Origin of the sequence: Pelagibius litoralis (genome assembly GCF_011683915.1) — a bacterium.
In the GTDB taxonomy this organism is placed as follows: Bacteria; Pseudomonadota; Alphaproteobacteria; order Kiloniellales; family Kiloniellaceae; genus Pelagibius; species Pelagibius litoralis.
The window spans coordinates 183,874-210,670 of sequence record NZ_JAAQPH010000007.1 but is presented as its reverse complement, the minus strand read 5'-3'; the positions used below and the strand labels follow the sequence as shown (position 1 = coordinate 210,670).

General features: G+C 63.4%; 26 protein-coding genes and 1 riboswitch. Of the genes, 14 read left to right on the top strand and 12 right to left on the bottom strand.

Translation table 11 applies throughout. The features are described from left to right. Nucleotides 1-2: 2 nt before the first annotated feature. From HBA54_RS11440 to HBA54_RS11430, 3 genes are all read right to left on the bottom strand, one after another. Nucleotides 3-1,031, bottom strand: a complete 1,029-nt coding sequence (locus HBA54_RS11440; protein WP_167224538.1) for a Bug family tripartite tricarboxylate transporter substrate binding protein — start codon at nucleotides 1,029-1,031, stop codon at nucleotides 3-5. A gap of 187 nt (nucleotides 1,032-1,218) precedes the next feature. After that, nucleotides 1,219-1,977: a sulfite exporter TauE/SafE family protein gene (locus HBA54_RS11435; RefSeq protein WP_167224536.1), complete on the bottom strand. Its 759-nt coding sequence runs from the start codon at nucleotides 1,975-1,977 to the stop codon at nucleotides 1,219-1,221. Nucleotides 1,978-2,081: 104 nt separating this feature from the next. Then, entirely contained in the window at nucleotides 2,082-2,549 is a 468-nt protein-coding gene (locus HBA54_RS11430; RefSeq protein WP_322096025.1) for a 6,7-dimethyl-8-ribityllumazine synthase, read from the bottom strand. 92 nt (nucleotides 2,550-2,641) lie between these two features. Further along, a riboswitch (FMN riboswitch) is annotated at nucleotides 2,642-2,803 on the bottom strand. 157 nt (nucleotides 2,804-2,960) lie between these two features. Here HBA54_RS11430 and HBA54_RS11425 point away from each other — a divergent pair. Further along, complete coding sequence (locus HBA54_RS11425; RefSeq protein ID WP_167224532.1) at nucleotides 2,961-3,782, top strand: phytanoyl-CoA dioxygenase family protein; 822 nt, start codon at nucleotides 2,961-2,963, stop codon at nucleotides 3,780-3,782. A 43-nt stretch (nucleotides 3,783-3,825) separates the two neighbouring features. Beyond that, nucleotides 3,826-4,254, top strand: a complete 429-nt coding sequence (locus HBA54_RS11420) for a PaaI family thioesterase (RefSeq protein WP_167224530.1) — start codon at nucleotides 3,826-3,828, stop codon at nucleotides 4,252-4,254. Here the strand turns inward: HBA54_RS11420 and HBA54_RS11415 are convergent. Together HBA54_RS11415 and HBA54_RS29660 are read right to left on the bottom strand one after the other, a co-directional pair. Further along, complete coding sequence (locus tag HBA54_RS11415) at nucleotides 4,251-4,442, bottom strand: hypothetical protein (protein WP_167224528.1); 192 nt, start codon at nucleotides 4,440-4,442, stop codon at nucleotides 4,251-4,253. The genes HBA54_RS11420 and HBA54_RS11415 overlap by 4 nt on opposite strands. A gap of 35 nt (nucleotides 4,443-4,477) precedes the next feature. Next, a complete protein-coding gene (locus tag HBA54_RS29660) occupies nucleotides 4,478-5,305 on the bottom strand; it encodes a LytTR family DNA-binding domain-containing protein (RefSeq protein WP_167224526.1) in 828 nt (275 codons plus the stop codon). A gap of 297 nt (nucleotides 5,306-5,602) precedes the next feature. Between HBA54_RS29660 and HBA54_RS11405 the strand changes: the two genes are divergently transcribed. Next, complete coding sequence (locus HBA54_RS11405) at nucleotides 5,603-6,505, top strand: dienelactone hydrolase family protein (RefSeq protein WP_205944577.1); 903 nt, start codon at nucleotides 5,603-5,605, stop codon at nucleotides 6,503-6,505. A 53-nt stretch (nucleotides 6,506-6,558) separates the two neighbouring features. Here the strand turns inward: HBA54_RS11405 and HBA54_RS11400 are convergent, their stop codons facing one another. Further along, nucleotides 6,559-8,118 carry an MFS transporter gene (locus HBA54_RS11400; protein WP_167224524.1) on the bottom strand — a complete coding sequence of 520 codons (1,560 nt, stop codon included), beginning with the start codon at nucleotides 8,116-8,118 and terminating at the stop codon, nucleotides 6,559-6,561. A 273-nt stretch (nucleotides 8,119-8,391) separates the two neighbouring features. On the opposite strand from HBA54_RS11400, the gene HBA54_RS11395 reads away from it, so the two are divergent. The 4 genes from HBA54_RS11395 (at nucleotide 8,392) to HBA54_RS11380 (ending at nucleotide 12,228) form a co-directional block, all read left to right on the top strand. Further along, nucleotides 8,392-9,684, top strand: a complete 1,293-nt coding sequence (locus HBA54_RS11395; RefSeq protein ID WP_167224522.1) for a multidrug effflux MFS transporter — start codon at nucleotides 8,392-8,394, stop codon at nucleotides 9,682-9,684. 107 nt (nucleotides 9,685-9,791) lie between these two features. After that, nucleotides 9,792-10,478, top strand: coding sequence for an orotate phosphoribosyltransferase (locus HBA54_RS11390; protein ID WP_167224520.1), 687 nt, complete (start codon nucleotides 9,792-9,794; stop codon nucleotides 10,476-10,478). A gap of 181 nt (nucleotides 10,479-10,659) precedes the next feature. After that, nucleotides 10,660-11,226, top strand: coding sequence for a hypothetical protein (locus HBA54_RS11385; RefSeq protein ID WP_167224518.1), 567 nt, complete (start codon nucleotides 10,660-10,662; stop codon nucleotides 11,224-11,226). Between the two features lie 150 nt (nucleotides 11,227-11,376). Next, nucleotides 11,377-12,228, top strand: coding sequence for a division plane positioning ATPase MipZ (locus HBA54_RS11380; RefSeq protein ID WP_167224516.1), 852 nt, complete (start codon nucleotides 11,377-11,379; stop codon nucleotides 12,226-12,228). Between the two features lie 94 nt (nucleotides 12,229-12,322). Here the strand turns inward: HBA54_RS11380 and HBA54_RS11375 are convergent, their stop codons facing one another. The 3 genes from HBA54_RS11375 to HBA54_RS11365 all read right to left on the bottom strand — a co-directional run bounded on the left by HBA54_RS11375 (nucleotide 12,323) and on the right by HBA54_RS11365 (nucleotide 16,729). After that, entirely contained in the window at nucleotides 12,323-14,407 is a 2,085-nt protein-coding gene (locus HBA54_RS11375; protein WP_167224514.1) for an SPOR domain-containing protein, read from the bottom strand. 1 nt (nucleotide 14,408) lies between these two features. Beyond that, nucleotides 14,409-15,116 carry an AAA family ATPase gene (locus tag HBA54_RS11370; protein ID WP_167224512.1) on the bottom strand — a complete coding sequence of 236 codons (708 nt, stop codon included), beginning with the start codon at nucleotides 15,114-15,116 and terminating at the stop codon, nucleotides 14,409-14,411. 335 nt (nucleotides 15,117-15,451) lie between these two features. After that, nucleotides 15,452-16,729 carry a CHASE2 domain-containing protein gene (locus HBA54_RS11365; protein ID WP_167224510.1) on the bottom strand — a complete coding sequence of 426 codons (1,278 nt, stop codon included), beginning with the start codon at nucleotides 16,727-16,729 and terminating at the stop codon, nucleotides 15,452-15,454. Between the two features lie 545 nt (nucleotides 16,730-17,274). On the opposite strand from HBA54_RS11365, the gene HBA54_RS11360 reads away from it, so the two are divergent. From HBA54_RS11360 to HBA54_RS11345, 4 genes are all read left to right on the top strand, one after another. Then, the gene (locus tag HBA54_RS11360) at nucleotides 17,275-17,532 is read left to right on the top strand and encodes a hypothetical protein (protein WP_167224508.1); all 258 of its coding nucleotides are present in this window, start codon (nucleotides 17,275-17,277) and stop codon (nucleotides 17,530-17,532) included. 222 nt (nucleotides 17,533-17,754) lie between these two features. Next, nucleotides 17,755-18,264, top strand: coding sequence for a sigma-70 family RNA polymerase sigma factor (locus tag HBA54_RS11355; RefSeq protein WP_322096024.1), 510 nt, complete (start codon nucleotides 17,755-17,757; stop codon nucleotides 18,262-18,264). A 59-nt stretch (nucleotides 18,265-18,323) separates the two neighbouring features. Beyond that, complete coding sequence (locus HBA54_RS11350) at nucleotides 18,324-19,355, top strand: anti-sigma factor family protein (RefSeq protein WP_167224504.1); 1,032 nt, start codon at nucleotides 18,324-18,326, stop codon at nucleotides 19,353-19,355. Nucleotides 19,356-19,533: 178 nt separating this feature from the next. After that, nucleotides 19,534-20,028 carry a c-type cytochrome gene (locus tag HBA54_RS11345; RefSeq protein ID WP_167224503.1) on the top strand — a complete coding sequence of 165 codons (495 nt, stop codon included), beginning with the start codon at nucleotides 19,534-19,536 and terminating at the stop codon, nucleotides 20,026-20,028. Nucleotides 20,029-20,056: 28 nt separating this feature from the next. On the opposite strand, the gene HBA54_RS11340 is transcribed toward HBA54_RS11345, so the two are convergent. The 3 genes from HBA54_RS11340 to HBA54_RS11330 all read right to left on the bottom strand — a co-directional run bounded on the left by HBA54_RS11340 (nucleotide 20,057) and on the right by HBA54_RS11330 (nucleotide 23,840). Continuing rightward, a complete protein-coding gene (locus HBA54_RS11340) occupies nucleotides 20,057-20,743 on the bottom strand; it encodes a glutathione S-transferase N-terminal domain-containing protein (RefSeq protein WP_240932621.1) in 687 nt (228 codons plus the stop codon). 127 nt (nucleotides 20,744-20,870) lie between these two features. Then, a complete protein-coding gene (locus HBA54_RS11335) occupies nucleotides 20,871-21,650 on the bottom strand; it encodes a MerR family transcriptional regulator (protein ID WP_167224498.1) in 780 nt (259 codons plus the stop codon). 99 nt (nucleotides 21,651-21,749) lie between these two features. After that, on the bottom strand, nucleotides 21,750-23,840 hold the full coding sequence (locus HBA54_RS11330; protein ID WP_322096023.1) for a S9 family peptidase: 2,091 nt from the start codon (nucleotides 23,838-23,840) through the stop codon (nucleotides 21,750-21,752). Nucleotides 23,841-24,399: 559 nt separating this feature from the next. Here HBA54_RS11330 and ccoN point away from each other — a divergent pair. The 3 genes from ccoN to HBA54_RS11315 are packed head-to-tail and all read left to right on the top strand — an operon-like array spanning nucleotide 24,400 to nucleotide 26,797. Then, nucleotides 24,400-25,896: a cytochrome-c oxidase, cbb3-type subunit I gene (gene ccoN, locus HBA54_RS11325; protein WP_322096029.1), complete on the top strand. Its 1,497-nt coding sequence runs from the start codon at nucleotides 24,400-24,402 to the stop codon at nucleotides 25,894-25,896. A gap of 10 nt (nucleotides 25,897-25,906) precedes the next feature. Further along, nucleotides 25,907-26,635 carry a cytochrome-c oxidase, cbb3-type subunit II gene (gene ccoO, locus HBA54_RS11320; protein ID WP_205944575.1) on the top strand — a complete coding sequence of 243 codons (729 nt, stop codon included), beginning with the start codon at nucleotides 25,907-25,909 and terminating at the stop codon, nucleotides 26,633-26,635. Between the two features lie 12 nt (nucleotides 26,636-26,647). After that, complete coding sequence (locus HBA54_RS11315; protein ID WP_205944574.1) at nucleotides 26,648-26,797, top strand: cbb3-type cytochrome c oxidase subunit 3; 150 nt, start codon at nucleotides 26,648-26,650, stop codon at nucleotides 26,795-26,797.

Genomic DNA, 26,797 nt, shown 5'->3' with positions numbered 1-26,797 from the left:
GGTCAACCGCCGGTCAGGAAGGGTTTGTACTGGGCACCCAGGCTCAGCATCGCCTGTTTGAACTTGCCGCACTCCTCAACACCGCCGTAGTTGACGTATTCCCAGTGGCCCTTGCCCTTCAACACGGAGGCCTTGTAGTCCGGGTCCTCGAAAACTTTGCGGAAGGTCGATTGCAGCATCTCGAAGCGGTCGGGATGATTGTCGATCGCCGCTTTGTGAATGCCGAAGGCGCGCGACGAGAGCATCGGCGGCAGGTCGGTGCCGAAGTGCTGGTTCATGGTCGGCGCGCTGTCGAGCGCTTCGCCGAGAACGTTCTCGTCATTGAAGACCAACAGGGTGCGCACCGCATCGCCCGCCGCGGCAACGGTGCCGGAGGTCAGGACGCTCAGGTCCACCTCACCGGTAACCGCACCGGCGACCGTCTTCTTGCCGCCGGACAGGGGGATCAGATTGACCTCGATGCCGGTTTTGTCGGCCAGCGCCAACATGCCGATGGAAGCCGGATGGGCAAGGCGGCTGGTGCCGACGTTCAGCTTGCGCTTCTTGCCCTCGGCAACGACGTCTTCGATGGTCTTCAGCTTGCTTTCCGCGCCGACGAAGAGGCAGCCGGGATCGGTATCGACGCGCCCCCAGTAGACGTAATCGTCGATGTTGAAGCTCGGTTCCTTCACCACCCAGTTCAGGACCTCCGGGCCCATGTTGCCGAAGATCAGGCTGTGAGCGTCAGGCTCGAACTTGCCCATGTAGACTTCATAGCCGACACGGCCCGACGCGCCGGGATAGAAACCAGGCTCGAAGTTCGTATCCAGGTGCTTTTTCCAGACGGCGGTGAAGGCGCGCAGGTTGCGGTCGGCGCCACCACCCTCGCGGGTCGGCACGACAATATCGATATTGCGCTCCGGAAAACCGGCGGCAAAGGCGCGCGAAACAACACTGGCGCTGCCACCTAAAACTGCAGCGGCCGCGCCGAACTTCAGTAGAGACCGCCGCGAAACGCGCCGTGTTCCTGAACAGATCTGTGGTGTGATCATGGTTACAAGCCTCCTCCCAGAGTGCGTTTCGGCCGGTTTGTCCGGCCCTGCTTGACGGCGCCATTCAACGGCGTCCGCGCCTTAATTGGTTAAAGCTTCGACCATATTGAAAAATATGTCAAATGAGCGCTGAAAAGCAAAGTCTGCACCCAATTGGTTTGGCAATTGGTTCGCGGACGCCGGCCCGCTAGAACAGACCAAGCAGGGCCAGACCTTCATAGAGCAGGCGCAGGGCCAGCAGCGAGAGCAGCACCGCGATCACCCGGTGGAAGTTTTCATCCGTCATCTTCACCAGCACGTGCTTGCCAATCAGCGTGCCGAGAAAACCGCTGGCGATCATCGCCACGATCAGGCCGGCGTAAGGGCCGTAGCTGAACCCCAGCAGACCGAAGGCAAAGACCTTGATGCCATGTTGGGCGACCATGCAGGCGGCATGGGTCGCTACGTGTTCCAGGCGGCCGAGCTTCATCGTCTTAATCGTTGCCGAAACGAAGGGACCGGTCGCGCCGAAGAACATGGTGAGGAAGCTTGAAAAGACGCCGCTGAGAACCACCCTGAAACGGCCCGGCGGTGAGACGGCCGATCCCCAGACCGACCAGAGAATGAAGCAGCCCAGGCCGATGTTGAGGGCCGCCGGGGGCAGCTGTACGGCGGTGAGACCGCCGGCCGCGGCGCCGACCAGACTGCCCAGAGAAAACAGCAGAATGACCCGCCACTGCACGTTGCGCAGCATGATGGCGGTACGGCCCGCGTTGGAGCCGATCTGCACCAGGCCGTGCACCGGAATCAAAGCATGGACCGGCATCAGCACCGCCATCACGGCGATCAACACGACGCCGCCGCCAATGCCGGCGGCGGCGGTCAGAAAGGACGTCGCCGCAGAAATGGCGATCAGGAACAATGCCGCCGCCGTACCGACCTCGGCGGGCGCAATCCATTCGATCATGCGGTCTCCGGCCTATTGTGAAAGAGCAGAGGGCGGCGCTTGGCCGGCCCCCTGTCAAAACCACTTGTACCAGAGACCCGGCCCGGTTCCCAAATACCCAAGCTTCAGGCCGCCTGCCTGAGCGCCTGCCGCGCCGCCAGCATGGAAACACAGGCCTCCGCCGCCTCGTGCCCCTTCACGCGGAAATGCTCGTGGAAGAAACGGCGGTGTTCTTCGCTTTCATGGAAGTTGTGCGGCGTCAGTACGGCTGAGAACACCGGCAGATCGGTTTCCATCTGCACCTGCATCAAGGCAGCGACCACGGTTTCGGCCACGAACTCGTGGCGGTAGATACCGCCGTTGATGACGAAGGCCGCGCCGACGATGGCCTGGAAGGTACCGCTGCGCGCGAGATCGCGCGCCAACAAAGGAATTTCGAAAGCCCCCGGCACTTCGAAAGCCTGTGTGCGCATGCGGCCATCGGTCAGCCGGGCCAGTTCCTCGTCAAAGGCGACATGGCATTGATCGACGATATCGGCATGCCAGCGCGCCTTTACGAGGGCCACCAGGTTATTGCCTTGGTTTTCGGTCATGCTCTGATTCATGGTTTTCTCCCTACTCCGTCAGAGACCAGAACCAGGGCGTAAGGAAACAGCCGCGCCCGGCTGTCCGCCGGGAACCGCTGCTTCATTCTCTTCCATCCGGACTGTTACCGTCGGCTTCGGAATCACACCGAATCTGCTGACCTCCAAAGGCCCGGACCGGACCTCAAGAGCGCTCGCGGGCTCTGGCCCCTCATGAGGCCCTTACCGCCGGTGGGGACTTCCACCCCGCCCCGAGAACGCGCCCCGCCAACGGCGGGGCCGGTTATCCTCTAGCCTACCCCGGCGATAATGTCGATGGGCTGTCTGCCGGGAAGGCCGCCACCGCGATAAAAGGGGGCTGGCGCCCAAATCCACTTCCGCCCTATGCTTTGCGACACGCCCAAAAACAGGACCCGGCGCATGGACGAGAAAACGCAGAACGCCGTCGTTGAAGAGCTTTTGAACGGCAAGGGCTATGCGGTCCTGCCGCAGGTCTTCTCGCCCGAGGAGATCAGGCAGGCCCGCGACCTGATCATGCGGTTCTCCGACCGGGATACCCCGAAAGCGACCCACTTCCAGGGTGCCAACGCCGAGAAGCTGCACCTGCAGCGCCGGGTCTGGAATCTGCTGAACAAGGGCCGGATCTTCGTCGACATGGTCCAGCGCGAGCCGATTGTTTCGATCATGAAGCGCTTCCTGGGGTCGGAGTTCATCCTCGGCTCCATCGCCGCCAACCGCCTGCTGCCCGGCGGCCCCGGCCAGGAGCTGCACATCGATTATCCCTATTGGGATATGTACAAACGCGAGAGCTTCCCGGCGGGCATAAACCCGAGCTTCCCGCTGAATGCCCAGGTCTCGATCCTGCTCGACGACTTCACCGAGGAAAACGGCGCCACGGCCATCGTCGCCGGCAGCCAGAAGCTCGGCCGCTATCCTTCGGACGCGGACCGCGCGACGGCAAAACCGGATCGCCTGATCGGCAAGGCCGGCGATGCCGCCCTCTTCTTCGGCATGGCCTGGCATGCCGCCATGCCCAACGAAAGCACAGCAGACCGCACGGCGATTTTGATCCAGTATCTGCCGAAGTTCGTGAAACCGATGGAAGATCAGGTCCGCGGCCTCGACCCCGCGGTGCTGGCCGAGGCCTCGCCCCTGCTGCGCCAGCTGGTGGGACTGGACTACCCCTATCCCCAGATCCTTGACGAGGCCGAGGCGGGCAACGCCGAAGGCCGGGTGTCTTGAGCCGGCGCTGGACAGGGCGGACCGCCCACGGCAGTCTTGCGCCATGCATGACACCACCGCAAATCAAGACGATGCCGATCCCTTACGCGCGCGGGGCGGCTTTGCAGACCTGGTCGGCTATGAACTGGTCCTTTGGGAACCGGACCTGGCCAAGGTCGTCCTGACCGTCGAACCGCAGCACCTGAACCGCAGCGGTGTCCTGCACGGCGGCATGCTGACCACGCTGATCGACACCGCCTGCGGTTACTGCGGCTGCTTTGCGGCACCAGGCGAAACGCCGCGGCGGGCCTTTACCCTCTCGCTGACCTGCAGCTTCATCGGCACCGCAAAGGCCGGTCAGCGGCTGGTGGCGACAGGGCGGCGCAGCGGTGGCGGCAAGAGCATCTTCTTTGCCGACTGCAGCGTTCTGGACGACGCAGGCCGGCTGATCGGCAACGGCCAGGGCAGCTTCAAATACATTGTCCGGCGCTAAAGCCAGGTCAGCAGGGCGACGAACAACAGGTAAAAGACCAGGACCAGGGCACGGCCGCGCAGCTGTTCCTCCCCCTCGCGCAGCATCATCCGCTGTCCTTCGGTGAAGGTGCCGGCGCGCTGGCGCAGGCGCAGCCAGTGCCGGGCCAGCCAGTGTTCCGCTTCAAAGTCGATGCCGCCGCCGGCCATCAGAAAAGACTTCCACTGATTGACATCGCCACGCCCTAGGCCACGGGCTTCAGGCGGGATGAAAAACGGTCCTGTACCAGTTCGGCGTGTTTTGCGCTCACCGGAACCTCTTCACCGTTTCTTAGAACGATCCTCAGACTGCGCCCGCCCTGCCTCAGCGCCGTCACGCCGCGCTCCGCGACCCAGAACGAGCGGTGGACCTGCAGGCCCGGCAGGGCCCGAAGCTCCTGCACCGCATCGCCGAACCGATAGAGCGTGCAGGCCGATCCCTCGGTGGTGACGATCCGCACGTAGTGTTCCTGCGCCTGGATCGCCAGAATCTCGCCGCCGAGCGACTGGTCCAGACGGCGCAGAAAGGCCGGTGCCGGAACAGCTTCCGTTTCCCTGGCGGCAGGGGCGCCCTGCGCCGGCGCGCCGTCTTCGTCACGGTCCTCTTGGGACTTATCGGGCATGACCGCCCAGGGTTGCTCGATCAACAGGCGCGGCAGGACGATCAAGGCGGCCAGGATCAGCTGGTTATCGAGATGATAAAGGGATTCCAGGGCAAACCGCCCGACCATGCCGCCGGGGTCGGTTCCCGACAGGGCATTCAGCCCCATTTCGGGCAGTCCGAGGATCAAGTCGACCATGGTCACCGCCAGGGTGAAAAGCGGCAGGGTGATCAGCGCCGCGGGAAGCGCCAGCCACCACCAGGCCAGACGGTTTCCCAGCGGGCTCAACTCCAGCAGCAGAAGGCAGCCGGCAAAGAAAACATAGGCCATCAAAAGACGGACGACCCAATAGCCATAGCCGAAGAGCAGCGAAAACTCGGCAAAGGCCGCACGCTGATGACTCCCCAGCAGAAGCCCCGCAAGAAGCGTCACGAAGAGGCCCCAAAGGGGCCAGGACAGGGAAGCAGCGCGCCTTGGCATGGTCGGTCAGACCGCAATTTCACGATGCATGAATATGTAGCCCAAGATAACCCGCTGTCCAGCTTGTCTTTTTCCCTCTTCTTTGTGCGCTGGCGGAAGATTTCACAAGCTCAAGAAAAATTGCTCCGGCGAGGCTATCTCTCGCTCCCTCCCGCGCCTAGATTTCTCGCCAACACAACGGGCGATCGCCTGGCCGCGCCCGCCAACCAGCCAATCTGCCCATCAGTCATCAGGGGAGCGCAGAGCGCCATGTCCGACACCACCGAATCCCGCCCCAAAGCGCAGCCGGAAGTCACCCAGGAGATGATCGATCTCTATGACGAGTACACCCATCTGACCCTGGACCGGCGCCGCTTCTTCGATCATCTGACCAAAGTGGCCGGCGGTACGGCGGCGGCCTACACGCTGCTGCCGCTGCTGGAATCGAACTATGCCCAGGCGGCGATCCTGCCCGAAGATGATGGCCGCGTCGTGGCGGAGACCATCACCTTTGCGGGCGCCGACGGCGATCTCTCCGGCTATCTGGCGCGGCCGGCGGCGGCCCCCGGCAAGCTGCCCGCCGTTCTGGTGATCCACGAGAACCGCGGCCTCAACCCCCACATCCAGGATGTGACCCGGCGCATTGCCCTGGAAGGCTTCGTCGCCCTGGGTGTCGACTTCCTTTCCCCCGCCGGCGGCACACCGGACGACCAGGACAAGGCGCGCGAGATGATCCGCGCCCTCGATCCGGCAGCCACGGTGAACAACGGCGTCGCCGCCGTCAGCTTCCTGGCCGGTCATGAGGCCAGCACCGGCAAGGTCGGCTCCATCGGCTTCTGCTGGGGCGGCGCGATGAGTAATCAGATGGCCGTGAATGCCCCGGACATCGCCGCCAGTGTCGCCTACTACGGGCGCCAGCCGAGCGCGGAGCAGGCCACCACCATAAAAGTCCCGCTGCTGCTGCACTACGCCGGCAACGACGAACGCATAAATGCAGGCATCCCCGATTTCAAAGCCGCCTTGGACAGCATCAAAGCCGATTATCAGATCTACATCTATGGCGGGGTGAACCACGCCTTCAACAACGACACCAACGCCGCCCGCTACAACAAGGCCGCAGCGGAACAGGCCTGGCAGCGCACCATCTTCTTCCTCAAGACGCACCTGAGCTAGTTTGGCAAATGCGCCGCCGGCCTCCGCGTCCGGGGCTGGCCGGTGGCGCGCTCTCAGGCCTTCCCCCTTTGCACGACACGGCGGGGCATCAGGAAGAAGCCGCAGAGCGCAGAGAGAACCGCCAGCGCCGCCCCGATCAGGGCGATCGCATGGAAGGCCTGCAGCATGGCATTGCGGAAGGCAGCTTCGAGGTCTGCAGCGGCAAGTTCCGGCAGGGTGACGGCGGCGATGTCGCCACCATAGCGCAGGCCGGACAAGGCCGCGGCTTCCGGCCCTGTCAGCAGCTCCGCAAGGCTGCGTTCGAAAACTAGGGCCGCCAGCGCCCCCAGCCCGGCCACGGCCAGGAGACCGGAGAGGCGCGAGACCGCATTGTTGACGCCGGAGGCAAGGCCCGACTGCCCCTCAGACAGGGCATTCATCACCACGGTCGACAGCGGCGCCACGGTCACCGCCATGCCGAGACCGAGCACCAGCATCGCCGGCACCACCGCCTGCCAGAAAGACGCCCCGGGCTCCACCGGAATGAACAGCAGGAACCCGGCGGCGGCGATGAGCGGGCCGAGGGTCAGCGGCAGACGCGCGCCGAAACGGTCGAGCAGGCCGCCGGCCCAGCGCGACAGGAAGGCCATCACCAGGGTGAAGGGCAGGAACGCCGCGCCGGCCAGGGTTGCCGAGTGGCCATGCACCTCGATCATCGTGATCGGCAGAAAAAACAGGACGCCGGAGAGCGCGAAATAGAGGAACAGCGTGAGCAGATTGGCCCCGCTGAAGGCCGCGGAACGAAACAGATCAAGCGGCAGCATGGGGCTGGTGCTGCGCGCCTCCACCCAGAGAAAAACGAAGAGGCCGATCAGCCCGCCGAGAGCCGTCAGCAGCAGCGGCTGGGACAGAATCCGGTCCTCACCAAGGCTGGTGAGGCTGTAGGTCAGCGCGGCCAGCGCCAGCACCGCCAATACCGCGCCCGGCCAATCCATACGCCTGCCCCCGCTCGCATCGCGCGATTCCGGCACCCGCCAGAGCGAGAGCGCCAGGGTGAGCGCGGCAATCGGCAGGTTGATCAGAAAAACCAGACGCCAGGAGCCGAGATCGACCAGCCACCCGCCCAGGACCGGGCCCAGGGCGGCGGCTATGGCCGAGAACCCGGCCCAGGTGCCGATCGCCCGGCCGCGCTCGGACTCCGGAAAAGCGGCGGAGATGATGGCCAGACTGTTGGGCACCAGAAACGCTGCGCCAAAACCCTGCAAGGCACGGGCGGCTATCAGCTGCTCCGCGCTCTCGGCCAGACCGCACCAGAGGGAGGCCAGGGCGAAGATCGCCACCCCGGCATTGAAGATGCGCCGCCGGCCGTAGAGGTCGCCGGCAGCCCCACCGATCAGCAAAAGCGCCGCCAGCAGAAGCGCATAGGCGTTCACGACCCACTGCATCAGGCTGAGCGAACCGCCGAAATGGCTGCCGATAACCGGCAGGGCGACGGTCACCACGGTGCCGTCGACGAAAGCCAGGCTGGAGCCCAGGATCGTCACCATCAGCACAATGGGGCGGGCTTCCCGGCGACAGGGCTCCGGACGGGGACCGGTAAGGATTACGGCGTTGTCGCAAGGGGCAATCTTCATTCCGCTTCCTGACTTTGGCGCTTGGCCTTGGGGGCTTGCTTAGGGCCCGGCATCATCCGGTTTCCGCCGGGCAGAGCTGCCATGCAGACTGCCCGCTGGTCTTATGCGGCGACATATACCATCTTAAGGTGGCAAAACATCACCACGACAGGTTGTCACGCGGGTTTGACCAAAACCTGTGTGGCTTCTGCGGTATCCACAAGCAACCTCCGGCTCTGCCCTTCGCGCGCAAAGGCGGCGAAGCTGTGATTGGTTTTCTTGGTTGGGGAGTTCATGAGCGAAACGGTCAGAGACGGCAACGGCCCACAGCAACTGGGCGGACAGGGCGTGGCGCCCCGCGCGTCGGGCGGTGTGGCGCGGCGCCGGCCGCCGCTTGCCGTTCTCATCGCAGTGACGGCCCTCGGCCCCATGGCCCTGAACATCTTCATCCCCTCCATGCCCGGCCTGCAGGCGGTCTTCGCCACCGACTACGGAACGATCCAGCTCACCCTCACCCTCTATCTCTTCGGTGTCGCGGTCTCGCAGCTTTTCCTGGGGCCGTTGTCGGACCGTTTCGGGCGCCGCCCGGTGCTGCTTCTGGGCATGCTTCTGTTCCTGTTCGGCACCCTGCTCTGCGCCTTTGCCGGCAGCATCGCCGCGCTGATCGTCGGCCGCGTGATCCAGGCGGTCGGCGGCTGCGCCGGCCTGGTGCTGGGCCGCGCCATCGTACGCGATACCCATAGCCGTGAAGAATCCGCCAGTATGATCGGCTACATCACCATGGCCATGGTGATCGCCCCGATGGTGGCGCCGCTGCTGGGGGGTATCACCGACGATCTTTTCGGCTGGCAGGCCTCCTTCTTCCTGGTCTTCGCCGTCGGCGCCGCGGTTCTGCTGCTGGCCTGGCACCTTCTTTTCGAAACCCATTTCGACCGCCAGGCCATCGCCGGGCCGCTCAGCATGATCAGCGGCTTCGGATCCCTGCTGAAAGATGCCGCCTTCACCGGCTATGCGATCAACATCTCCTTCACCACCGCAGTCTTCTTCGCCTTCCTGGCCGGGGCACCCTTTATCATGCTTGAGGTCATGGATCGTACGGCGACCGAGTACGGCCTCTACTTCATGCTGAACGCTATCAGCTATATGCTGGGGAACTTCCTCTCAGGGCGGCTATCGACCCAGATCGGGGCGGAACGCATGATCTTCGCGGGCAGCGCCATCGCGCTGCTGGGCGTAGCGCTTCTGACCGGCCTGGCTTTGTCGGGCGAGATGACACCGATCATGCTGTTCGGCCCGGTGATGCTGGTCGGCCTGGCCAACGGTCTCAGCCTGCCCAACGCGACCGCAAGCGCCATTTCGGTGCGGCCGGATCTGGCCGGCACCGCATCCGGACTGACCGGCTTTCTGCAGATGACGGTCGGTGGCCTGGCAACCTTGCTGGTTGGCCATTTCCAGGGAGAATCATCGATCATGCCCATGGTGATGGTGATGAGCGGCGCGGCGGTTATCGCCTTCCTCGGTCATTTTCTGGCCCGCGCCGCGCTGGCCCTGCGGGCTGGCACATCTCTTTCGCCCGGCGCCGATTGACCAGCGTCACGCCTCGGCAGTGGCCCGCAGCCCCCCGGACCACAGTCTTTGTCCGAATCGAAAAGAAACGATAAACAAGGCGGGACGCAAAGAAGGGAGAACAGGGCATGGTTCCAGGGTCCACGAACGATCAACAGGCAATGGCCGAGGTTACCGCCCGTATCCTGCTGGAGATCGAGGCCGTTCTCTTTCGGCCGAACGATCCCTTCACCCTGACATCGGCCCGCGCCAGCCCGGTCTATGTGGACTGCCGGAGAATCATCTCCTTTCCGCGGGCCCGCGCGCAGTTGATGGACTTTGCCTGCGCGCTGATCCAGCGCCAGATCGGCTACGAATCGATCGACTGCATCGCCGGCGGAGAGACGGCGGGTATCCCCTTTGCTGCCTGGATTGCCGAACGGCTCGGCCTGCCAATGCTTTACGTACGCAAGAAGCCTAAGGGCTTCGGACGCAATGCTCAGATTGAGGGCCACTTGCCGGAGGGCAGCCGCGTTCTGCTGGTCGAAGACCTGGCCACCGATGGTGGGTCGAAGCTCAATTTCGTCGATGCCATCCGCCAAGCCGACGCCAAGATCGCCCATACCTTCGTGATCTTTCACTACGGTATCTTCCCTGAGGGCGTTGCCGCGTTGGAAGAGCGCGGCGTCACCCTCCACGCCCTCGCAACCTGGTGGGATGCGCTCGGCGTCGCCGAGCAGGCCGGCTATCTGGCCGGCGACGAAGTCGAAGAGGTCCGACGCTTCCTGCAGGACCCGGAAACCTGGACTCCGAACCAGCAGGCCGCCAAGGGCTGAGCCCTATCGCTATACCAAAACGTGCATCTTGGATCGCGCGGCACTCTGCCGATGCCGGGAAATGCCTTTCAGGCGCGAAATTAACCATAAGAAAATCTATTTTTTGAGATTCCGAGGTAGGGGCGCTTCTCTTCCCCAGCAAAATCGGTACACTCCTCTGCGAGGCCTGGGGACGCTGTACATGGATCGGCAAAAGCCAGAAAACGACATCATCGGACGCGTGGTGACGGACTTGGAAAAAGCGTCTGAAGGCAGCCAGGAGTTGGACTGTATGATCAGTTACGCGCTGGAGTTGGCGCGTGGCGAATTTGATCAGGTCATGATGGAGCTGCTGGTCAAAGAGGGCTTTTCCTGGGGCATCATCTCCGAGATCTGGGGCGGCAAAGTGCCCCCTTATACCCAGTCGCTGGACTGCGGCATTGCCGGCGAGAACATTGCCTTTGCAATGCGGTCCGACAAGCGTCAGCAATGGGCCGCCGTGCACAAGGGACCGGACGGCAAGGAACACCTCGCCTGGGCCAAAACCGAGGTTCTGGCGCGGCGGCTGGCCGCGCTTAAGGGCAGTGTCGCCTTGAGTGTCGGCAGTCGCGACACGGGCGCCGAAACGCCGGTTGAAGACAGCGAAGCCCTTGAGGACGAAGCGGACTCAGAGCACCTGAGGATGGTATCCGCAGGCAATCACACAACCACCGGCCATGCCGCCGCGGGTGCAGCGCGGGAGGCTGAGAGCTGGACCGTTCTGTTCTGATCGGCCCCGGTCTGATCGCCCCTGTTCTGATCAAGGAGCAGGCCATCCGATGCGGATCGGCCGCCGGAAGCCGTCAAATCAGTCTGCCGGGCCTTGTTGTTTTGTCGCAACAAGATGAACTGGCCTTCGCGCCGTGGTAGCCTCTTGATCATGGAGGGGGGAATCATCGAGCAAGGTCGGAATGCAGGCGCAAGGCAGCCCGAACCCGGCCCTTATGTCGTTGTGGTCGGCAGCGAAAAGGGTGGAACCGGCAAGTCGACAACAGCCATTCACCTGAGTGTGGCCCTGATGAAGATGGGCTTCACGGTCGGTACCCTTGACCTCGACGCGCGCCAGGGATCGCTGACCGCCTTCGTCAAGAACCGGGCGGCCTTTGCCGAGCGTAGCGGACAGGTTTTGGAGCTGCCGCACCACCACGTCGTAGAGCGGTCGAACGCCACCGTCAGTGAACAAGCCAAGGCCGAGGAAGCGCAGAACCTGCAGAACGCTCTTGATGACCTCAGCGACTGCGACTTCGTGATCATCGATACGCCGGGCAGCGACTCGTCGCTTTGCCGCCTGGGCCACAGCCATGCGGATACCCTGGTAACCCCCCTGAACGACAGCCTTCTGGACGTCGAGGTTCTGGCCCGCATAAATCCCGAACGCCGGGAGGTGGAAGCCCCCAGCGTCTACAGCCAATTGGTTTGGGAGCAAAACAACCAGCGTGTGGTCGCCGGCCAGGCCCCCATCGACTGGGTCGTTCTGCGCAACCGCCTCGCCCACATCGAAGCCCGGAACATGCGCGAGATCAGCAACCTGCTTTCGGTTCTGTCCAAGCGCATCGGTTTTCGCGTGGCGCCCGGAGTCAGCGAAAGGGTGGTCTTTCGCGAGCTGTTCCTCAGCGGACTGACCGCCCTTGATCTTCCCGCAGATCCCGGCAGCAGCAGCCATGCTTCGGCGCGCCGGGAAATCAACGACCTGCTGGACGCCATCGGCCTGTTCGAGACAAGCCCGGCCTGACGCAGATCCGCGTTACAGATAATTGTCGGAAGCAATCCCCCGGGGAGATCGGGCGCGCCGTCCAATCTGCGCTGAGACTGTTCTGTAGGGGGCTTCAGTCGGGGTTCTCAGCCTGCTGTGTCGGTGTGACGACCACAACAGACGGCTTGCGCGCGGGCGGTTCAGCGGCCAGTGGTGCCACCCCCTCGTCGGTCCGCACCACCACCAGGCAGCCCTGCCCGCGCAGCTCCATCTGGCGGCACAGCTCCCGCGCATGACCCAGATCCTCGATGGGTCCTGAGCGCAGGCGATAGAAAACCCCGGCACCGTCGATACGTGCCTCCTGAACCCGCAAGCCGAGACTGCCGAGAAGCTCCGGATAAACGCTGATCAACCGCTCCAGTTCACGTTCGGCGGCCAGGCTCTCACGCACAGAGGCAAACTGAACTTCATAGCGCCCGCCCGGCGTGACCCGGACATCAGCCATCGCGGCGCCAAGCCCTCCCGGCTTCAGGCGCGGCAACGGCATAGCCTCCGCTATCTGATCCGCTGCCGGGCTGCGCTCGCCCAACGGCGGCGCTGCTTCGCTGCGGGGCGCCAGCAGTACTTCACCTTCCGGATGGCCCTCGTCTGCACGGTTGCCTCCGGCAGCATCAACCGACGGCAGATCCTTAGCGGGGATCGCGACCTTGCCGCGCTCGGCCTTGCGAACCAGGCTAAAATCGTTCGCCCCGGGAATCAAAGCAGCGCCCGGCAGGATTACCCACTCGCCGTTGATGTCGGCCTGCACCGCGCCGATCGGCTGGCCGTTGTTCAGCAGGATCCACTCGCTTAAAGGATCGGCACGGCCGGCAATAATCGACTGGCCATTGGGCTCAATGCGAATGACGTCGAAGGAGGGCTCCAAATCCGCAGCCGCTGCAGAAACCACTTCACCATCAGCCGTTTCGAGCGGCTGATCATCGATCGCCCCGCCGGCATTCTCCACCGGGTCGCCAACTGCAGCAGGACTGACGGCTTGGTTGGCCACCACGGCCCCGCCCTCGCTGGCAGATTCGCTCCGGCCGTTGGTCACCTCGGCCACAGCGGCCACGCTTGCCGGCCCCGCCACGGTGTCGGCTTCGTCGCCCGGCGAAACAGTCCCCTGCGGCCAGAAGGTATAGCCCGCGAAACCAAGGCCGACACCCAACGCCACCACCGCCGCCATCCGCCACAAGGGCGCCCGCTGCCGGCGGAGTTGCCAAGCCGCAGGGGTTGAAGGGCTGGTTGCCGGCGACGTTGCCGTTTCGCGATACTTCAGATCCGCCAAATCATCGACCGCGCGGTTCAGCTCCAGCGGCGACGCCGCTTCAATGCTGTCCCCCGTCGACGCCGCTGGCGTCGCCACCTCTACCGTCAGGTCCGCTTCGGGAGTCGGGGCGACATGCCCGTTACTCATTTCCGCCGCATTCCCTTCCGCCGCAGCCGGCGCATCCTCCGCATTCTGTTCCGCGCTCCCGTTCTCGTCGACCTGCGCGTCTTCCTGAGCTTCCGGCATCGCAATGCCGTTCTCCGGCCCGTCCTGAACCGCTTCGGCAACCTCAATCGGCTCGGGACTGCCGGTCACAGCAGGCGGCGCTTCGGCGATCACCGGGTCGGCGCCGGTCTCCCGCACCACATCAGCTATCTCATCGGGGGCTATCTCATCGGGGGCTATCTCATCGGGGGCTATCTCATCGAGCGTCTCGCCAGGCGTCTCGTCGACACCATGGCTGGACCGCTTCGTCTCTGCGATATCCTCGTCGAAAGCAGCGGGCAGATGCGTCATCAGACTCGCCGCGGGGTTCAACGTGGCGGGCTCGGTCGCCGCCGGCTCCTGCGCCAAACTGTCCGGGTTCTGTTCCGCGGCCCCGTCGGGGCTCTCAGACACTGCCGCATCCGCGTCATCCAGAGCCCCGTCTTCCGAAGCCTGTACATCGAAAAAGGCCAGCAACGGCAATTCCTGCTCGATTTCAGGCAGGTTTGCCTTCTTGCGCCGGGACGCACCCTGGCCGCGCTCCTTCGAGCGGCCCGGTCGCAACGGCCCCGCATGGCCGTCCACGGCGCCATCTAGGGGGCCATCCGCCCCTTCGAGTTCGGCAATCACCAAGCCGGCCGGTGATGCAGCGCCTTTCCGCGCGAAGAGCGCGCTCGTCAACGAAGCCGCCTTGGCTTGTGTCATCTCAGGCTCTGCCCTCAACCTTGATTTGGTTTCCCTGGGCCGCCTTGGCCACCCTGGCCGGAATCATGGGTATGCGCCGCGGCCGGCGCGCGCCAGAGAGCCTGGTATGGAGGTATTCCCACAGAGCTGCGATTTCCTTCGCCGAGCGCGATTCCCCCGGAAGCTCCATAACGGTTCGGCCATCGATCATGGAAGCGGCGAAATCGACACGCTGATGGATGATCGAGGGTGCCAGCGGGCCATGCTGCGACAACAGGGAAACGGCCTCGCCAGTGATCTTCGCCCGGGCGGCTGCGCCGTTCACCACAAAGATGAGCGGTTTTCCAAGATGCTCCACAAGCTCCATCGTCGCGCCGATCGAGCGAAGGTCGTGTGGGCTGGGCCGGGTCGGGATGACGACGAGATCCGCAACGCGGATGACGTCTGCGATCGATCCGGTCAAGGCCGGCGGCGTATCGATCACCAACAGCTCCATGCCGTGGGCCGCCAGTTCCCTGATATCCGAGGCAAGGCGCGGAACGGCGGTCTGGATGAAAAACGGGTTCGGCGCAGCCCTCTCGTTCCACCAGTCAGCCAGGCTGCCTTGTGGATCTACATCGATCAAACCGACCGGGCCACAACCGCTTAGTTCTGCCTGAACTGCCAGGTGGCCGGCGATCGTCGTTTTCCCCGAACCACCCTTCTGCGACGCAACAACAATAACCTTCACACCGCCTGCTCCCCCGAAATTGACAAGAGCCGAGACTAGCTGGCGCTTTACGGCCCGACACCGCGCCAACAGCTCCGATCACATCTGATGCGGGAAGATTATGCCCCCGCACCTACCAGCGAAAGTTAATATTTGATTAATGTATACTATATGTTGCGGTTGATTGGAAGTTCCGCATATAGCCGAAGAAGCGAAAAAACAACGCTACGCTGCAGACGAACAAATCAGCGGCCGCGCGCCCGTAACCGACATCCCCGACGGCCGCGGCATCAACCAGGCTGTTGGCCGAGAGTTATCCCCAGCCGGAAGACGACCGCAAGGAAAGCAGGGGCTGTTCAGGCGGTGCCTTGGCGCCGCCGCCGATGGGCAAAGCAATAGCCCCAGGCCAGCAGAAAACTGACCAGAACCGCCGCCAGGGGCTGCGCCAGGGGCATCAGCCATGCCTCGCGGGCCAGCACCATGGCGGCCAGATAGATCCAGCCAGCGAAGAAAGCCAGGCACGCCGGCATGGTCAGAAGAAAACGAATACGCAGGCCGGCAATCGCCGCCGCAAGCGCAAGCAGGCCGGCGATGACGATGCCAAAGGGGGCGACCAGATTGTTGACGGCCCGGCTTTGCAGCAGATTGTTCACCGCAAGCGCGGTGATAACGGCGTCCGGTGTGCCGCTGGAAACAGGCAGTACGTCCAGGCTGCGCATCGGCGACAGGCGGCAGCGGCTCGCCCGGCGATCGCGGTCGGTTACATCGAGAAAACGCGCGGAGGTCAGGTGCCGCGCGCTGGCGGGCTCCAGATTCCCGATCACGACAACCTTGCCTTCAAAGTGCTGCCGGAAGAATTCCTGATCACCTTCCTCCGCACAGGCGTAAAGATCGGCCAGGGAATAGACCGGCACGGCACCGTCACCACCCTGCGGGTTCAGAATCATCGCATTTGAAGGCGATCCCGGCACGGCGTAGCCACCCAGGACCACATCCTGCCCCGCCACCATGGCAGGGCGTTCGCCCAGCACCCGCGCTGCAAGTTCGAGAACCAGGGAGGGCTCCAGGCCCGCGGCACCGTTCGACGCAAGCCTCTCTTCATAGAGTGCAACGCGGCGGACAACGCCGTCGGGATCAGGCTGCAACTCGGCGCGCCGGACATGGCGATAACCGCCCAACGGCACCAGATGGCCGGGAAAAGGGGAAAGACGATCCGGTCCCGGGGCCCTGCGACCAAGAACGACCTGCCCGGATTCCGCCGCCACGCCCAGAACCGCCAGATAATCGGCATCATAGCCAGGAACAGCCGCATCGGCCGAGGTCGTAAAGGCCTGCTGTTGAGCAATGACCGCAACGCCGGAATCCAGCATGGCCGTCATTACCTTGGCCAGTTGCGGGGTCCAGAGTGCCTCCGGCAGGCGGTCAAAGGGCGGGCGCAGTGCGGTCTCGCGATCCAGGCCGATCACAACAGCCTGAGCGCTCTGCCGGCTGACCTGCTGCGCATAGATCTGATGGCGCAAGGCCAGCAGACCATCAAAGGCCGGCCGCTCCATGGCGACGAGAAATGGCTGCGCCGCCACAAATGTCGCCACGGCTGCAATACACAGCACTGCAAGACCGTCAAACCAACGCATAGCCGACCGGAACTCCTTGTTGGGAAACGCCGCGTTGGGAAACGCCGCCGGGCCAGCCTGATGACCGGCTGCGAAGAGTCGCCCCTGCGTTCAGGCGCCCCCATAGCTCTAGATGCCCCATCGAAGCTTACCGGGGCGTTAACAAGACACGCACAGCAGTCGCCAATTCCTTGCACAAGCGATCGGGAATAAACCGCCGGACTGGGCGGTCTCTATAGACGTCACTGCATGGAGGTAATCACAAACCGCAGCGTTCTTCAAATTGGCCTTCGGCGCCCCGTCATTTGCGCCTGATGGGCATCAAAGCAGGAGAAGATCCCGCCGGTGAAGGCGCAAGAGACCAGGATATCAATGGATTAAGTGATTTCGGCGCTGAAACAGCGACTGTCACGAGAATTACGGGCGGTGCCCTTCCCTCACAGCCCGTAAGGCGGCCGGTGCAGCTCTCTCCCCAAGGCGCCGGCCGCCGCCTCTTCAGGGAACGAAGCAAAACGAAGCACCGTGAAGCAGCACTACCATCGTTACGAAATCCGGAGGATTGATCGATGAAAAAGACAACACTTTTGGCCACACTTACCGCAGCAGGCCTTGCCTTCGCAGTGGCAGCCTGTGACCAACAGCAAGCCGACAGCAGCGGCGACAGTTCAACCGCCCCGCTGCAGCAGCAAGGCGCCGTGCCGGCCGAGCCGGCAACGGAAGGCGTTGAGACCAACACCGCCCCGGCCGATGCGGCGCCATCCGACTCGATGGAGACCATGCCGCAGAGCGATGTGCCGGCGCCATCAAGCGATACGACGCAGTAACCCATGTTTCTTGCGGGCCAAGACGCCAATACCGCGACCCTGACCCGCGGGCGCGACAACACCCGGCGGCAACCGGCCGCCGGGCTCGCGCGCGCCACAATTCGCCCCAAATCGGTCCCGTTAAAGTTCCAGGACAGCCAGGCGAGCGCTGCCTACCTTCTTCTCAATCGATACGAGAACCCCCGACTCAGGAAGAGTGCAATACCCAGGGAGGTAGAAGGCGTGGCGACAGCAGAACCATCAGTCTTGGAATATTTGCCCGGTCTCCGGCGCTATGCGCGGGCCTTGGCGGGCGATCCGTCCGAAGCCGACGATCTGGTCCAGGAGTGCCTCAGCAGGGCCCTGGCCCGACGTCAGAAGTGCTCGGACATCCGCAATCTCAGAGCCTATCTTTTCACGATCCTGCACAACGCCCATATTGATCGTCTGAACGAAAGACAGCGTTGGAACTACAACATCTCGGACGAGTTCCTGGAAAACCGCCTGTCACGGCCGGCTTCGCAACCCGACAGGCTGGCGCTGCGCGATCTGGCGGAAGCGTTGGAGAAGCTGCCGGAGGAGCAGCGTCAGACGGTGTTGCTGGTCGGCTATGAAGGGCTGAGTTACAAAGAGGCCGCAGCGACGCTGGACGTGCCCATCGGCACCATCATGTCGCGCCTGTCGCGCGGGCGTGAAGCTTTGCGGCGGCTGACCAGCGGCGCACCGATGGCCGATCTACGGAAGGTAAAATGACGCCTAACGGGCAAGACCCTCCCGGGCGAGACACCGGGAACCCAGGCAACGACAACCTCGTGTCGGAAGACGAGCTGCAGGCCTATGTCGATGGCCAGCTGCCGACGAGCAGGCGCGTGGGCATCGAAGGTTATCTGGCCGCGCATCCGGCCGAATCCGAGCGCCTGGCGAACTATCGCAATCAGAACATCGGGCTGCATGCCCTTTTCGACTCCAGAGGCGGCGACGACGATCTGGCCGATGTGCCGCCGGAGATCGCCAGACTGGCCGCGCAGCTGGACAGGCAAAACAGCCGCTCCCGCCTGTCGTCTGGCCAGCTCCCGCGCCTTGCGGCCGGCTTTGCCCTACTGCTCACCGCCGGCGGTGCCGGTTGGATCGCCCATGACCAGTTGAACCGTCAGGGCGACCCCCTGGTCGCCTTTACCCGCCAGGCCGCCGAAGCCCATGCCGTCGTGGCAGACCGCCGGGCGACCAGCCTGGCAGAGGCGAGCGGTCAGCAGGTCAGCGCCTGGCTGTCCGAGCATTCCAAAGGCACGCCTTTGAGCCTGCCTGATCTCGAAAGCGTCGGCTTCCGGCTGATTGCAGACAGCGTCATCCCCGCCGCGATCGGCAAGCGCGCCGCCCAGTTGATCTATCAGGACGAGGAAGGCCAGCGCATCACCCTCTATATGCGCGCCGGACAGGATGCGGAGCAGACCACCTTCACTTTTCGGCGCGAAGGCCAGGTCTCCCAGTTCTTCTGGCAGAACGGGCGCTTTGCCTACAGCCTCATCGGTATGATGGAACAGGAACGCCTGTTGGAGATCGCCGAGGTGGTCAGCGATGAACTGCAGACCGACGGCCAGCGCACCGAAGACGGCGGAATTCTTTCCGACGACCGCGCAAACGAACTGCCGAGTACGCTTATGCAGCCGGAGACCATCGACAAGATCGATGCGCTCGGCGATGCCGCCGACGAAGCCGGCAAAGCAGGGGCCCCGGCGATCATTGCCCCGCCCAGCGAAGCGGTTCCCGAGCGGCCGAAACTCCTGCCGCTGGAGCTGCTTCCCGTGCCTTTGTCGGAGCCCGAGAACATCCCCAAAGACACCTGAAGCGGCTCGGAGCGGGCCGCCTTACGAATCCCGGTTTCGCCGCCTGGTGCAAAGGGTTCAGGAAATAATAACCAATTGACGGCAACTTTGTTCACGGACCGCAGTATCGATGGTAGGGTCGCTGCGATTCGAGAACGAATGTCTGGGTAGGCATATCAATCGTCTGAAAGGATGCCTAATGCTGCCCGTCTCCCTTCGCCTTGCCGTCAGCCTCTGCTTTATAGCCGCCGCCCTGCTTGCCGCAGCCCCTCTGCCCGCCATGGCCGAAGATGCCAAAATGTCGGAAGACCGAAAGCTGGTCGTGCCGCTCGCCGATGCGGAGCAGGGCTTGGAAATTTTCGTTGGCAAGGGATGCGTGGTCTGCCACTCGGTCAACGGCATCGGCGGCAAAGCAGCACCGGCGCTGGATGTCGCCGGTAACCAGCCTTACTTCGACGTCTTCGACTTCGCTGCCCGCATGTGGCGCGGTGCACCGACCATGATCGTGCTGCAGGAAATGGAGCTGGGATACCAGATCGATCTGACGGGTGAAGACCTGGCCCATCTCGCCGCCTTTGCCGCAGACCTCGAGGTTCAGCGCCGCTTTGCCGAGACCGATATCCCGGAGGTGATTCGCGACTGGATGGTCGACGAGGTCTATCAGGAACTGGACCCGGATTACATGACACGCTGACGGCGAAGGCCGGGGCCTGAAACGGGCTTCAGGCCGGAAAAGCGCGCGGCGCCTCTGCACCCAGACCTTCGAAGAGGGCCAGGAGTTTGCCGAACCACAGGGCGACAGGATCATCGGGCCGCAGCAGTTCGCCGCGTGACGAACAACGCGCCCACTGGAAGGCGCCGAACACCATGTAATCGGCGCAGTTAGGCGCCAACCCGCCCAGAAAGCCGGTGACCTTCAGACTGGAACGCAGAGGTGCCAGGCAGACATCCAGGGCCTTCAGGTTGTCGTCGCGTGCCCGGCAGTAGTCTTCCAGAGTCATACCCAGCGCAGCCTCGCGGCTTTCCCTGAAATAGGTGCCGTCCACCGGGTCGAGGGCGTCCACGATATCGGCGACGATGAGGCGGACCAGCGCCGGGTGCAGATGCAACTCCGCCCAGCGCTTGATAAAAAAGCCCGCCGCGCGGGCCGCTTCGCTGTCGAAGAGAGCCGGGCGGTCGCCATAGGTTTCGTCCAGATAGAGGGCGATGTTCCAGGAATCGGTGACCGTGTTCTCACCGTCCAACAGAACCGGCACCCGCTCCTGTCCGGAAAAGGCGATGCTGTCCTTCTCCGTGAAGCGCCAGGGAATGGTTTCGACGGCCAGCCCCTTATGCGCCAAGGCCATTTTGGCACGCCAGCAGTAGGGGCTGAAGCGCACCGCCGAATCGGCCCCCGCAAGATCGTACATCCTAAGACTCATCGCCTGCCCCACCCAAAATCATCGCTTGCTTCAACCATGATCGCAGGTAACGGCGGACAGAAAAAGGGGCGAGGCTGCGGCCCCGCCCCTCCGCTTCAAGAATGCCGCCGGGGACTTAGGCCTCGCCTGCCTGGCGTGCCACGTAAGCCTTCATCGCCGCGGTAAGGTAGTCGGTGAATCCTTCGGCCAGCGTCTCGTAGCGCTTCCTGAAGTCCGGATGCGAGAGATACATCTCGGCAAGCCCCGCATAGGCCTCCGGCGGGCAATCCCGGCCCCACATCAAAGCGACCCAGCTTCGATGCCGGGAAAGCAGCGGGTCGAGGGTCGCTGAGTCCGCCGGAATGCCGTGTTGCAGGCCCTGCGACAAACCCTTTTCGACCGCCGCAAGCTCGGCCATCGCCGCAGCCTGTTCTTCCACCGACATCGCGGCAAAGCTCTTCTTGCTGTCCGCAATGTGCCCAGCCATGTCGCCGTCACAGTTCGCGATCAGCCATTCTTCGTATTCAGCCTGCTTTTCGGGCGAGAAGCCCTTGTACAAATCTTCGACTTTCATTGCGCTATCTCCTGTCAATTGGACGATCGTGCGGTCGATCGTCCGGATGAGTTGGCGATAGCGTTCCGCTTCCCGGATCATCTCCTCGCGATGCGCCTCCAGCGCCGCAACATGATCAAACCCGGGTTGGTCGAGAAGATCGGCAATTTCCGCAAGCGGCAGACCGAACTCCCGATAGAACAGAATCTGCTGCAGGCGCAGCAATTCCGTTTCTCCATAGTAGCGATAGCGATTCTCGCCGATCAGCGCAGGCGTCAGAAGGCCGATGTCGTGATAGTGGTGCAGCGTACGGACAGACACGCCCGCCAGCTCTGCCACCTCTTTCACCGTATAAGTCTTCATCGCCTGAACCTCCGCGAGGACAGCAGATAGGCCCTGACGTAACGTGAGGGTCAAGGGGGTTTCGAAAACCCTCCAACGGCAAAAAAGTGGTGTCGACCGTCAGCGGCCGGGGCGCTGACCTGACTCGGCGCCGCAGAGCATCAACGCGAAGCTGTAGGCCAGGGCGACCTCGATCAATTTGTCGAAGCGGCCGGCCGCGCCGCCGTGGCCGGCCGACATGTTGGTCTTCAAAAACAACGGATTGTTGCCTGTCTTGAGGGCCCGCAGCTTGGCCACCCACTTGGCCGGCTCCCAATAGGTCACCCGCGGATCCGTCAGGCCGGCGGTCACCAGGATCGCCGGATAGTCCTTCGCCGCGACATTGTCGTAAGGCGAATAGGCGGCGATGGTGTCATAGGCCTGCCGGTCCTCGATGGGGTTGCCCCACTCCGGCCACTCCGGCGGGGTCAGCGGCAGTTCCTTGTCGCACATGGTGGTCAGCACATCGACGAAGGGCACCTCGGCGATGACGCCGCCGAAGAGATCGGGGGCCATGTTGACGGCGGCACCGACGAGCAGCCCGCCGGCGGAGCCGCCATGGGCGACGATGCGGCCCTTGCGGGTCAGGCCGCGGGCCACCAGGGCCTCGCCGGCCGAGACGAAGTCGCGGAAACTGTTTGCCTTGTTCGCCAGCTTGCCGTCGAGATACCAGCCGTAACCCTTGTCGGTGCCGCCGCGCACATGGGCGATGGCGTAGATGAAACCGCGGTCGATCAGGCTGAAGCGGTTGGCCGAAAAGCCGGCCGGGGTCGCATGCCCGTAGGCGCCGTAGCCGTAGAGCAGGACCGGCGCCGAGCCGTCGACGGGGGTCGTGCTGTGCCGCACCAGGGAGATCGGGATTTCCGCGTCGTCATGACCGGTTGCGAAGACACGCTCGCTCACATAGTCCCCGGGATTATGTCCGCTTGGAATTTCCTGCTCCTTCAACAGCACCCGCTCACGCTTATCCATGCTGTAGTCGTAGGTCCGCATCGGCGTGGTGAGAGAGCTGTAAACGAACCTCAGCATGTTGGTGTCGTAGAGGTAGCCCGGCAACAGTCCCAGGGAATAAGCCTGCTCATCGAAAGCAACAGCATGTTCCGCGTTGTCGGCCAAGGTCGTGATGACGGCCCGGGGAACGCCATCCTCACGCTCCAGACGCACCAGGTAGTCCTTGAAGGTAAGCAGGCTCAGGATCAGGCAGCCCGGCCGATGGGGCACAAGATCTTTCCATGCCGAGCGCGCCGGATTGTCGAGCGGAGCCTCGACGATCTTGAAATCGATCGCATCATCCGCGTTGGTCAGGATCACAAAGCGTTCGCCCTGGTCGCTGACCTCGTACTCGACGCCGCTGTCGCGCGCCGCAATCAGCCGCGGCGCCTCTTCAGGCCGGTCGGCGGAAATGACACGCACTTCGGAAGTCGTATGATCGTGGGCCGAGATGACGATAAAGCGCCGGCTCTCGCTCACATCGAGGCCGATGAAGAACCCAGGGTCGGGCTCCGCATAGACCAGCACATCTTCAGCGGGATCGCTGCCAAGGCGGTGTCGGAACACTTTCGACGGGCGGTGTTCGGCATCCAGCGTCACGTAAAACAGAGTCTTGCCGTCGTTCGCCCAGGCAATCGAGCCCTGGGCGCCGGCAAGGATGTCGCTCAGTTTTGTACCGCTCTGCAGGTCCTTGAAGCTGACCACATACTGTTCGGAGCCGTTGCGGTCCGCCGCGTAGGCCAGGAAACGATGGTCCGGGCTGTGTTCGCAGGCGATCACCCGGAAAAACGACTCGCCCTCGGCTTCACGATTGCCGTCCAGCAGTATCTCTTCGGTTTCCTTCCCCAGAACCTTGCGGCAGAAGACCGGGTGCTGGCCGCCGACTTCATAGCGATGGTAGTAGGCATAGCCACCGTCGGGGCTGGGGACCGAGCTGTCGTCCTCCTTCAGGCGCGCTTTCATTTCGGCAAAGAGAGCCGCCTGCTGAGACTCCGTCGCCGCCATGCCGGCCTTGGTGTAGGCGTTCTCGGCCTCCAGATAGGCCCGGATCTCCTCGCCGAGAACACCGGGATCCGTCATCACCTCCCGCCAGTTGTCGGCCCGCAGCCAGGCGTAGGGGTCTTCCCGGGTAACGCCGTGAAACGTGAAGGTTTTCGGATGGACGGCTGCTGTCGGCGCCACAGTTCGCCGGCTTTCGGAAGTATCTGGAGACACGAACAACCTTCTCTCTATTAGCGCTTCATAATATTGACGGCAAATGAGCCTGCCCGGCACCCGGGCGGCGGCGATCCAAAATGCCGCGCGGCCTTCTGCCGCATGGCGTCCGGGGCACGCCGGAGCCTAAGATTCACCTCAATTATCGAGTCTCGCCACGCGATCCGTCGAAGCCCTATGTGGCTTTGACCTGGATCAATGGCAAGGCCGCTGTAGACTGCCATGACAAGGCTGTGGTGGGTAGCCGCATTGAGCGGCCTGATAAATTCGAGGCGCCGGGAGGGCGTTCGAGCCAAAGGCCGCTTTACCGCAGCGACGCCAACATAGTTCGAACTCAAGAAGACTGGGGCAATCCATGAATAACGCGAGCGAGGTATCGGGCACCTCACCCATGACCTATGGCCTGGGTCTGGTGCTGGGTCTGGGCGGGCTGATGGGCCTCTTCCTGGTAGCCAACGCACAGGACGGGGTCATGGCCGGACACGGCTATCTCTTTGTCGCCTTCTGCACACTCGGCATTTTCTGGATGGTCAAACGCCACTTCGACGAGGCAGGCACCCCCGCCATCCTGGAAAACGGGGTCAACTACAACGACGCCGTCATCCGGGCCGGCTGTATCGCCTCGCTCTTCTGGGGCATCGTCGGCTTCCTGGCCGGGTTGGTTATCGCCCTGCAGCTCGCCTTCCCCGTTCTCAACCTGGATCTGCCCTGGACGACTTTCGGGCGTCTGCGGCCGGTCCATACCTCCGCTGTCATCTTCGCCTTCGGCGGCAACGTCCTGATCGCCACCTCCTTCCACGTCGTGCAGCGCACCTGCCGCGCGCGGCTGGCCGGCGACTGGGCGCCCTGGGTGGTTTTCTGGGGTTATCAGCTGTTCATCGTGATGGCTGCCAGCGGTTATATTTTCGGCGTCACGCAGTCCAAGGAGTATGCGGAACCGGAGTGGTACGTCGACCTCTGGCTGACCATCATCTGGGTTGTCTACCTGCTCGTCTTCCTCGGCACCCTGGCGAAGCGGCGCGAACCGCACATCTACGTCGCCAACTGGTTCTACCTCGCCTTCATCGTGACCATCGCGATGCTGCATATCGTGAACAACCTGGCCCTGCCGGTATCGCTCACCGGGGCCAAGAGCTATTCGCTCTTCGCCGGGGTTCAGGACGCCCTGACCCAGTGGTGGTACGGCCATAACGCCGTCGGCTTCTTCCTCACCGCCGGCTTCCTCGGCATCATGTACTACTTCGTGCCGAAGCAGGCGAACCGGCCGGTCTATTCCTACCGGCTGTCGATCGTGCATTTCTGGTCGCTGATCTTCCTCTACATCTGGGCCGGGCCGCACCACCTGCACTACACCGCCCTGCCCGACTGGGCACAGACCCTGGGCATGACCTTCTCAATCATGCTGTGGATGCCTTCCTGGGGCGGCATGATCAACGGCCTGATGACGCTGTCCGGCGCCTGGGACAAGCTGCGCACCGACCCTGTCCTGCGCATGCTGGCGGTCTCCGTCGCCTTCTACGGCATGAGCACCTTCGAGGGGCCGGTCATGTCGATCAAGGCGGTGAACTCGCTCAGCCACTACACCGACTGGACCGTCGGTCACGTGCACTCCGGTGCGCTCGGCTGGGTCGGCTTCGTCAGCTTCGGGGCAATCTACTACCTCGTGCCCAAGCTCTGGCAGCGCAGCAGGCTCTACTCGCTGGGCCTGGTCAGCCTGCACTTCTGGGTCGCGACCATCGGTATCGTGCTCTACATCACCGCCATGTGGATCTCCGGCATCCTCCAGGGCCTGATGTGGCGGGCCTATGACAGCCTCGGCTTCCTTGAGTACTCCTTCGTCGAGACGGTGGAGGCGATGCATCCCTTCTACGTCATCCGGGCCCTGGGCGGCGCTCTCTTCCTGCTGGGTGCCCTGATCATGGTCTACAACTGCTGGCGGACAATGCGCGGCGACCTGAAGGATGAGAAGTCCGCGCTCATACCAACCCAATCCCGGCCCGCCACGGCCGCGACCGCAGGCTAGGGAGGCGAACATGGCATTCAAACACGCCGTTATCGAAAAGAACTCGATGCTCCTCACGGTCCTGACCCTGCTGGTGGTCTCCGTCGGCGGCCTGATCGAGATCGCTCCGCTGTTCTATCTGGAAAGCACCATCGAGAAGGTTAAGGGCATGCGTCCCTACAGCCCGCTGGAGTTGGCCGGCCGCAACATCTACATCCGCGAGGGTTGCTACAACTGTCACAGCCAGATGATCCGGCCGCTGCGCGACGAGGAGGAACGCTACGGCCACTACTCCCTGGCGGCGGAGAGCATGTACGACCACCCCTTCCAGTGGGGCTCCAAACGCACCGGGCCTGATCTTGCCCGGGTCGGCGGCCGCTATTCGAACGATTGGCACGTCGCCCATATGATCAACCCGCGCTCGGTGGTGCCGGAATCGATCATGCCGGGCTATCCCTTCCTGGCGGAGACCCCACTGCGGGTCGTCGACGTTGGCGCACATCTGCGCGCCAACCGCGGCGTCGGGGTACCCTACAGCGACGAGATGGTCGAGATGGCAGAACAGGATCTGGCCGCCCAGGCGGACCCCGATTCCGACGGCGCAGATGCCGTCCTCGAACGCTACCCCGGCGCCATCGTCGCGAACTTCGACGGCAATGCCGCCGAGTTGACCGAGCTGGATGCCGTCATCGCCTACCTGCAGATGCTGGGCACACTGGTCGACTTCGAGGCTTACGAGCCTGAAGCGAACTACCGCTAGGAGGCGATGGATATGTCTTACGAGAACGTTGCAGAATTCGCCGCCACCTATGGGCTGCTCTATCTGATGGTCCTTTTCGCGGGCGTGCTGCTCTACGCCTTCTGGCCCCGCAACAAGAAAAAATTCGAGGAAGCGGCACGGCGGCCGCTGGAGGAGGACTGA